Raw genomic sequence first — 9035 nt, 5'->3', positions numbered from 1 at the left:
CTCCTTTGTTTCTGGAGAAACGACCGGCCAAACAAAGGGGGGAAAGAGCAAGAGTCCCCGGCCCCAAATCTAGGACCGCGAGGGGGGGGACAAGAGCCCCCCCCCCCCCCCCCCCCCACACCCCGTTGGCGTGTTGGCGGCCCGTCAGTTGGGTGTGACGCTTGTGCCGCTGTTGGTGGCGAGGGCCGCGGGCTGAAGGTTGACCCTCACCCAGGGCTGGGGGAGGCCCTGTGCGTTATTGCAGTTCAGGGTGGCATTGGGCGGGGTGTTCTGCTCTACGCAGGTGGTCTCCCAGACCTGGCCCACGGTGGTGATGACGTCGAACTTGATGGGGTCCGCGGCGTTCTGAGGGTGGGCGTTGAGGCCGATGGCGCAGGCGAAGCCGACAGGGGCGCCCTGCGAATCCACACCACCCATGGGGTAGTTGGGGTGCGTGCTGAGATCGGTCCACAGGAAGGGATGGGCTGTGGTGCCCGTGAGGTCGTGGATACCCGCGAACGCTCGCGTGTTGAACAGTGCGGCCCGGAGCTCGAAGTCGGCCGAGTTCTGCGCCGCGTCGAGGTCGATGCAGGGGCCGGCAGCGCCCGTGGATCCCGTGGCGCCGGTGGATCCCGTGGCGCCGGTGGCGCCGGTGGCGCCGGTGGCTCCGGTGGCTCCGGTGGCCCCCGTGGCTCCGGTGGCGCCGGTGGCCCCCGTGGCTCCGGTCGCTCCGGTGGCCCCCGTGGCTCCCGTGGCACCCTTGGGGCCCTTGGGGCCGGTCGGGCCTGTCGGGCCCTTGCACTGGTCCTTGGCGGCCGCCTCGGCCGCCCGGGGGTTGTGATGGGTCGGCTTGCACTTGTCGCCGCCGCTGGGGGTGGCCTCCGTTCGCGCGTGGTCGGTGACGCTGCGCGCCGCCGCGGCGGCCGGGCTGATCACGCCCGCCGCCAGGACCACGGCGAGCGAGGCCACCATGCCGGCCTTCTTGCATCTGTGCCGGGCCACCGGCCCGAGGAGAGAGTACGGTCCGAACTCAGGTCGCATTCTCGTGCTCCTTGCATCGAACGGTCCGGGTGGTCCCCGAACCTGAGGGCGAGCCTGACCCGAGGAGCGGGCTACGGCGAGGCGTGTGACCCGAAAGCGTCTGTTTATCGACGTATCGGACTAATCGGTGCGTGCTGATGGGTCATTCCTCGCCCGGGGTCGCCCGCCTGGGGGTTTCCGCGGCCGTTCGGGGAGCATTGCGGCCCGCTTTCCGCGTGGATGGGCGGCCCCGCACCAGGCCTGTGTCACCTTGACGCCCGTGAAACAGCAGACCCTGTGCCTGTGCATGATCGTCAAGGACGAGTCGCAGGTGATCGAACGCTGCCTGGAGTCCGTACGCCCCCTCATCGACTACTGGGTGATCTCCGACACCGGTTCGACGGACGGCACGCAGGAGCTGATCCGCAAGGCGCTCGACGGCATCCCGGGCGAGCTCCACGAGGAACCCTGGGTCGACTTCGGGCACAACCGCACGCAGAACATCCAGCACGCCCGTGGCAAGGCCGACTACCTGCTCACCCTCGACGCCGACCACGTCATGCGCCAGGACGCCCCGCTGCCCCGGCTGACGGCGGGCTCGTACATGCTGCGCTACGACACCCCGGGCACCCAGCACCGCTTCAAGCACCTCATGCGCGGCGACCGCGCGTGGCGCTACGAGGGCGTCACCCACGAGTACCCGTGCACCGACGAGCCCGACCGGCAGGAGAACCTGGACGCGCTCGTCATCGAGGACCACGCGGACGGCGGCTGCCGCAGCGACAAGTTCGAACGCGACGCGCGCCTGCTGCGGAGCGAGTTGGAGCGCGATCCCACCAACCCGCGCACCGTCTTCTACCTCGCCAACACCGAACGCGACCTGGGACACGTGGACGAGGCGATCGCGCTGTACGAGCGGCGGGCCGGCCTCGGCGGCTGGGGCGAGGAGGTGTACTGCTCGCTCCTGGAGGCCGGGATCCTCAAAGCGGAGAAGGCCGACGACTGGCCCGGCGCCATGGACGCGTTCTCCCGCGCCTGGGAGTCCCGCCCCGCCCGCCTCGAAGCCGTCTACGAACTGGCCTCGCGACTGCGCCTGCAGAGCCGCCATCACACCGCGTACGCCCTGCTCGGCGGGGTCGTCGGCGCACGCGAGCCGGCCGACCTGCTGTTCACCAGGTCGTGGGTGTACCAGTGGGGTCTGCTCTTCGAGTTCTCCATCTGCGCCTACTGGGTCGGCGACCACACGGCCGCCGTCCGGGCCTGCGACGCGCTGCTGGCGATGCCGGACCTGCCCGACGCCATCCGTCAACAGACCGAGACCAACCGGGAGTTCTCCGTCCCGCACGTCAAGGCCGTCCCCCGGCCGGCCGCCCCGGTCCGTCGGCCGAAGGCGTCCAGGGCCGGCAAGGCGGCCAGGACCCGGAAGAAGTGACGACGCCTTGACGGCCGCGTTCCGGCTGGTCGGTGCATCCGCCGGGGCGCCTGTGGCGTCTACGCCGACATGGACCTGCACAAGCCGCCCGCCGCACCGCCAGCACAGACGCCCGCCCAGAGGCCCGACCGGGCGCCCGAGGGGTGTCTCGTCGTCGCGGTCAGGCTGCCCGTGCGGATCATCGTGCTCGTGCTGGTCGTGCCCGTACGGATGGCGTGGGACGCGCTCGTCGTCATCGGACGGTTCCTCAGGGACACGGTCCTGCGGCCACTGGGGCGAGCCCTGTTGTGGCTGGGGAAGGCGCTGTTCGTCCGTCCGCTGATCGGGCTGTGGCGGTACGTCGTCGTCCCCGTGGGCCGGGCGCTCGGCCGGCTCGGGAACGTGCTGCTCGTCGTGCCGGTGGTGTGGCTCCACGGGTACGTCCTCACCCCGGTCGGGCACGGCATCGCGTGGCTCGCGCGGGGGGCCGGGGCCGCACTGGCGTGGGTGTACGCGCGCGTGCTGACGCCCGTCGGGCTTGCGGTGCTCTGGCTGCTGAAGGGGATCGGGGCCGTCCTCGCCGCCGTCGGCGTCGGCGCGTACACCGGTGTGGCGTGGCTGGTGCGGTACCTCGTCGTCGTTCCGGCCCGCTGGGTCCACGCGTGGATCCTCGCGCCGGTCGGGCGGGCGATCGCCTGGTGCGCGCGAGGGGTGTGGCTGGGCCTGGTGACGCTGGTCAGGGGGATCGGGTTCGTCCTGTACTGGATCAGCCGGATCGTGGTCGTGCTGCCCGCGCTGGCCCTGTGGCGCTGGGTGCTCGCTCCCGTCGGGCGTTTCCTCGCGGTTCTGGCGAGGGAGGTGGGGGACGCCCTCGGGCACGCCTGGCGGATCGCCGGACGGATCTCGCTCGCCGTCGGACGGTTCCTCGGCGCCCTCTTCCGGTGGATCTTCGTCGAGCCGGTGCGCTGGGCGTACCGGACCGTCCTCACCCCGGTCGGGCACCTCGTCAGGGACGCCGTGCTGCGTCCCGCGGCCCGGGCCGCGCGCAGCGTGGGCCGCACCGCCCGGCAGACGCTGGCCGCCGCCCGGGAGACGGCCCGGCAGGCCCGCGCGGACGTGCGCCGGATGCTCTTCGGGCCGCCCGGGAAGCCGAGCGAGCGGGAGGCCGTCGTCCGGCGGGAACCATCGGAGGGCGAGACACGTACTCTTGGTAGGAGTACGACCGCTCTCACGAAGGACTGAACGACACTGGGCAAGCGACAGCCCGAAGGCCCGCCGCCCGCACCCGCGGTGCAGCGCATCCGACTGCGCTACACCAAGCGCGGCCGCCTCCGGTTCACCAGCCACCGTGACTTCCAGCGCGCCTTCGAGCGTGCGTTGCGCCGTGCCGAGGTGCCGATGGCGTACTCGGCGGGGTTCACGCCGCATCCGAAGGTGTCGTACGCCAATGCCGCACCCACCGGCACGGGCAGTGAGGCGGAGTACCTGGAGATCGCGCTGACCGCGGCGCGTGACCCGGAGAAGCTGAGAATCCTCCTCGACGAGTCGCTGCCCGCCGGGCTCGACGTCGTCGACGCGGTCGAGGCCCGCACGTCGGGGCTCGCCGACCGGCTGACGGCCTCCGTCTGGGAGTTGCGGCTGGCCGGGGTGGACCCGGCCGACGCCGATCGCGCGGTGGAGGCCTTCAACGAGGCCGACACCGTCGAGGTTCAGCGCATGACCAAGAACGGCGTCCGCACCTTCGACGCCAGGGCCGCGGTCGTACAACTTGAAACACACAGTGAACCTGCTGATAGGCCGACCGACCAGCCCTGTGCGATACTGCGGCTGGTTGTTCGGCACGTGACGCCTGCCGTACGACCCGACGACGTCCTGTCCGGTCTCCGCGCCGTGGCCGACCTGGCGCCGCCGGTCCCCGCAGCGGTGACCAGGCTGGCGCAGGGGCTTTTCGATGAAGAGACCGGCACGGTGACCGACCCGCTCGCGCCCGACCGCGAGGCAGCACAGGCCCCCACAACGGCCGTACCCGCTGCCGCCGCGAAGGCGCCCGCGTAGGGAAGGTTCCGCGAAGGGACGGACGTCGTAGCGCCGCCCTCGGACTCGGGAGCCACCTGGGTCGGGCAGCGCACCGACCAGAAGACTTTCGCCAGGCCGTACGCATTCGGCGTACGGAACCGGCGAGACAGGACACAGAGAGCTCCCGTGCGGCGCCCGCGCCCCGGACGGCGGCACCGCGCATCGCGCGAGCCGCGGACGTCAACGGCGATCGATCCCCCGTGATCGACGCCGGACCAGGCGCGGCGCCCGGGAGCCTGACGGGAGAAACGCCCGCATGCTCGAGCCAACCGAATCCACAGAGTCCGTGACGGACTCCGAATCGAACACCCCCAGCGACACCCTGCCGCCGCGTCGTCGGCGCCGTGCCGCTTCCCGGCCGGCGGGTCCGCCGGTCGCCGCCGCCGACACCTCGGCCGAGATCACCACGCCGGCCATACCGGCCGTGGAGTCCGTCGAGGAGCTGGCGGAGGAGGATCTTCGGACCGCCGACGTCAAGGCCAAGGAAGCCGAAGAGGCTGCGGAGGTCGAAGAAGCGGCCGAGGCCGCGCCTCGCACGCGGCGCCGGGCCACCCGCCGTGCCTCCGCGCCCGCCGGTGCTCCGGCCGCCGCCGAGGCCGCCGAGACGGTCGTGCCCGTGGCCGCCGCCGAACCGGTCGCCGAGCAGGCCGCCGCCGATGAGGCCGCAGTCGAGGAAACCGCAGTCGAGGAAACCGCCGTCGAGGACGCCGCTCCTCGCCGTACCCGCCGCCGGGCCACGCGTCGCGTGTCCGCGCCCGCCGGAGCCGCTCCGGCCGAGGTCGTCGAGACCGCCGCCCAGGAGGCCGCCGTCGTGGAACAGCCCGCCGCAGAGTCCGAGACCGCGCCCGCCGCCCCGGTGGCCGACGAGGCGCCCGCGCCCCGCACGCGGCGCAGGGCCACCCGCCGGGCGACCGCGTCCGCCGGCGCCCCGGAGTCCGAGACGCCCGCCGCCGAGGCCGAGGCCCCTGCCGTGGCCGACGAGGCTCCCGCCGAGGCCGCTCCCCGTACCCGCCGTCGCGCCACGCGCCGGGTCTCCGCGCCCGCCGAGGCCGAGGTCGCCGAAGTGACCGAGGCGTCCGAAGCGGCGGAGGTGACCGCGGCGGCCGCCGAGGCGACTGTCGCAGCTCCCGCCGTGGTCGAAGAGCCGAAGGCCGTCGAGGCCCCTGCCGCTCAGGCCGACGAGGACGCCGGTCCGCGCCGTGGGCGTCGGCGAGTGGTCCGTCGGGCCGCCGGTGGCTTCTCCGCGCCCGAGCCGGTGAAGGGCGACGGCGAGGAGGACGCGCCGCGTCGCCCGGCGCGGCCCGCGGTCGCCGTGTTCCAGGCGCCCGTGTTCGCCGAGCCGCAGTTCCAGACGCCGCAGCGGGCCGCCGCCGAGGCTGCCGCCGCCGAGGCCGAGGAGGTCGTCGAGGCCGAGGAGCCCGAGGAGGCCGCGGAGCCCCCGGTGGAGGAGCCGGCCGGTTCGCGCCGTCGCCGTCGCCGCCGGGGCGCCCCCGCGGTCGAGGAGACCGAGACCGCCGCTCCCGCCGCCGCCGTGACCAGCGCGCCCGTCGCCGAGGAGGAGCCCGAGGAGGCCGACGAGGCCGCCGAGGACGTCGTCGACGGTGACGACGAGAGCGAGGAGACCGGTTCGCGCCGCCGTCGCCGCCGTGGCGGCCGGCGCCGTCGTCGTGGCGATGCCGCCGACGGTGAGGGGGAGGCCGGCGACGCCGAGGCCGACGACTTCGCCGCCGAGCAGGCCGAGCAGGACGCCGAGGACACCGCCGAGCAGGAGGACGAGGACGCCGAGGACGCGGAGGACGGGGCCGGTGGCTCCACCGCCGGAAGCCGCCGTCGCCGTCGTCGCCGTCGCCGCGCCGGGGACTCCTCGACCGAGGCCGAGACGGGTGACGGAGACCCCGAGCGCACGGTCGTCAAGGTCCGCGAGCCGCGCAAGCCCTCCGAGCCGTCCGACGAGGTGCAGTCCATCAAGGGCTCCACGCGTCTGGAGGCCAAGAAGCAGCGCCGCCGGGAAGGCCGTGAGCAGGGGCGCCGTCGCGTCCCGATCATCACCGAGGCCGAGTTCCTGGCCCGCCGCGAGGCCGTCGAGCGGGTGATGGTCGTCCGCGAGAGCGGCGAGCGCACCCAGATCGGCGTCCTGGAGGACGGCGTGCTCGTCGAGCACTACGTCAACAAGGAGCAGGCCACCTCGTACGTCGGCAACGTCTACCTGGGCAAGGTCCAGAACGTGCTGCCGTCGATGGAGGCCGCCTTCATCGACATCGGCAAGGGCCGCAACGCGGTGCTCTACGCCGGTGAGGTCAACTTCGAGGCACTCGGCATGGCGGGCGGCCCGCGCCGCATCGAGGCCGCCCTCAAGTCGGGCCAGTCGGTCCTCGTCCAGGTGACGAAGGACCCGATCGGGCACAAGGGCGCCCGGCTGACCAGCCAGGTCTCCCTCCCGGGCCGCTACCTCGTGTACGTGCCCGAGGGTTCGATGACCGGCATCAGCCGCAAGCTGCCCGACACCGAGCGGGCCCGGCTGAAGACGATCCTCAAGAAGATCGTCCCCGAGGACGCGGGCGTCATCGTGCGCACCGCCGCCGAGGGCGCCAGCGAGGACGAGCTGCGCCGTGACGTCGAGCGGCTCCAGGCGCAGTGGGAGGAGATCCAGAAGAAGGCCAAGAGCGGCAACGCTCCGACGCTGCTGTACGGCGAGCCGGACATGACCGTCCGGGTCGTGCGCGACATCTTCAACGAGGACTTCTCCAAGGTCGTCGTCAGCGGTGACGAGGCCTGGTCGACGATCCACGGCTACGTCTCGCACGTCGCGCCCGACCTGGCCGACCGGCTGTCGAGGTGGACGTCCGAGGTCGACGCCTTCGCCACGTACCGGATCGACGAGCAGCTCGCCAAGGCGCTGGACCGCAAGGTCTGGCTGCCCAGCGGCGGTTCGCTGGTGATCGACCGGACCGAGGCGATGGTCGTCGTCGACGTCAACACCGGCAAGTTCACCGGCCAGGGCGGCAACCTGGAGGAGACGGTCACCAGGAACAACCTGGAGGCGGCCGAGGAGATCGTGCGTCAGCTGCGGCTGCGCGACCTCGGCGGCATCATCGTGATCGACTTCATCGACATGGTGCTGGAGTCCAACCGGGACCTGGTGCTGCGCCGGCTCCTGGAGTGCCTGGGCCGCGACCGTACGAAGCACCAGGTCGCCGAGGTGACCTCGCTGGGGCTCGTGCAGATGACCCGTAAGCGGGTCGGGCAGGGGCTGCTGGAGTCGTTCTCCGAGACCTGTGTGCACTGCAACGGGCGCGGCGTCATCGTCCACATGGAGCAGCCGGCCGCCGTCGGCGGCGGTGGCAAGCGCAAGAAGCGCGGCCGCGGTGGCGACACCCACGAGCACGACCACGAGACGGTGGCGGCCGAGGTCGTCGAGCCCCTCGTGAGCGTCGAGCTGGAGGCGGAGACCGAGGCCGAGATCGTCGCCGAGGTGGCCGAGCCGGTCGCGCTCGCCGCGCCGGAGTTCGCGGCCGACGAGGAGCTGTACAGCAGCATCGCCGAGGCGGAGGCCGCTGCCACACGTGGCCGGGGCCGGCGCCGGGCGAGCCGCCGGGCATCCGCTCCGGCGGGTGCGCCGCGCGGCGGTCAGTCGCGCAGGGCGGGCGGCTCCGGGACGTTCGCCACGCCGGAGCCCGCCGAGCCGGTCGCCGAACAGGTCGCCGAGCCGGTCGTGGAGGCGCCCACCGCGCAGGAGGTCGCCGCCGAGACGGAGGCTGGGCGTCCGGTGCAGCCGGCCGAGGCCGTCGCCGCGCACGCCGAGCCGGTCGCCGTCGAGGACCCGGTCGTCGAGGCTCCGGCCGCCGAGGCCGCCGTCGTCGACGAGGCCGCGCCCAAGGGCCGTACGCGTCGTCGCGCCACCCGCAAGGTGTCCGCGCCGGCCGGTTCGCCGGCGGGGGCCGAGGCCGCCGTGGTGACGGTCGCCGAGCCGGCGCCCGCGCAGGCTCCCGTCGCCGAGGTCGCTCCGGTGGAGCAGGCCGAGGCGGGGCAGGCCGACGAGCCCGTCGCCGAGAGCGCGGCCCCGGCCCGCCCGCGGCGCCGCGCCGTGCGCAAGGCCACCGCGCCGACCGCGTCCGAGGAGACGGCCGTCATGGTCGTCCCGTCGGCCGTGACGGAGCCCGCGGCCGAGGAGGCCGCGGACACCGAGGCGCCCGCCGAGGACGCGGAGGCCGCTCCGGCGAAGAAGACGGCCGCCCGCAAGACGGCGAAGAAGGCCACGGCGAAGAAGGCCGCCACCACGAAGACGGCGGCGGCCAAGAAGACGGCCGCGAAGAAGACCGTCGCCAAGAAGACGACGGCCAAGAAGGCGGCGAAGACGGTGTCGAAGAAGACGGCGGCGGCGCAGACGAGCGCCCCGGCCGTCTCGGCCTCGACGGAGGACTGACGTCCGGCTCGGGCCGACAGCGGCGGGGGGGGGGGGGGGGGGGGGGGGGGGGGGGGGGGGGGGGGGGGGGGAGGGGAAAACGACCCCACCCAGCGCTGGTGTATTGGTGGGTGGTTGGTTGTTTTT

Annotated in this window: 5 protein-coding genes; 4 read left to right on the top strand and 1 reads right to left on the bottom strand. The window is 73.5% G+C overall.

Annotated elements, in window-relative coordinates:
* Window positions 1-144 precede the first annotated feature (144 nt).
* Window positions 145-1020 carry a hypothetical protein gene (locus ACZ5SK_RS47375; RefSeq protein WP_361710595.1) on the bottom strand — a complete coding sequence of 292 codons (876 nt, stop codon included), beginning with the start codon at window positions 1018-1020 and terminating at the stop codon, window positions 145-147.
* Window positions 1021-1279: 259 nt separating this feature from the next.
* Here ACZ5SK_RS47375 and ACZ5SK_RS47370 point away from each other — a divergent pair, with 259 nt between their 5' ends.
* From ACZ5SK_RS47370 to ACZ5SK_RS47355, 4 genes are all read left to right on the top strand, one after another.
* Entirely contained in the window at window positions 1280-2431 is a 1152-nt protein-coding gene (locus ACZ5SK_RS47370) for a glycosyltransferase (protein ID WP_334579885.1), read from the top strand.
* Between the two features lie 69 nt (window positions 2432-2500).
* The gene (locus ACZ5SK_RS47365; protein ID WP_334579886.1) at window positions 2501-3652 is read left to right on the top strand and encodes a hypothetical protein; all 1152 of its coding nucleotides are present in this window, start codon (window positions 2501-2503) and stop codon (window positions 3650-3652) included.
* Window positions 3653-3700: 48 nt separating this feature from the next.
* A complete protein-coding gene (locus ACZ5SK_RS47360) occupies window positions 3701-4465 on the top strand; it encodes a TIGR03936 family radical SAM-associated protein (RefSeq protein ID WP_079662284.1) in 765 nt (254 codons plus the stop codon).
* Window positions 4466-4742: 277 nt separating this feature from the next.
* Window positions 4743-8909, top strand: coding sequence for an Rne/Rng family ribonuclease (locus tag ACZ5SK_RS47355; protein ID WP_468578025.1), 4167 nt, complete (start codon window positions 4743-4745; stop codon window positions 8907-8909).
* Window positions 8910-9035 lie beyond the last annotated feature (126 nt).

The sequence above is a fragment of the Streptomyces sp. NPDC031474 genome, from assembly GCF_055581185.1.
Note: the sequence above shows the minus strand (reverse complement) of the source record. Positions and strands in the feature narration are given on the sequence as shown.

Coding starts and splice junctions, on each gene's coding strand:
- ACZ5SK_RS47375 (WP_361710595.1), bottom strand. CDS start 1,020: ATGCGACCTGAGTTCGGACCGTACTCTCTCCTCGGGCCGGTGGCCCGG.
- ACZ5SK_RS47365 (WP_334579886.1), top strand. CDS start 2,501: ATGGACCTGCACAAGCCGCCCGCCGCACCGCCAGCACAGACGCCCGCC.
- ACZ5SK_RS47355 (WP_468578025.1), top strand. CDS start 4,743: ATGCTCGAGCCAACCGAATCCACAGAGTCCGTGACGGACTCCGAATCG.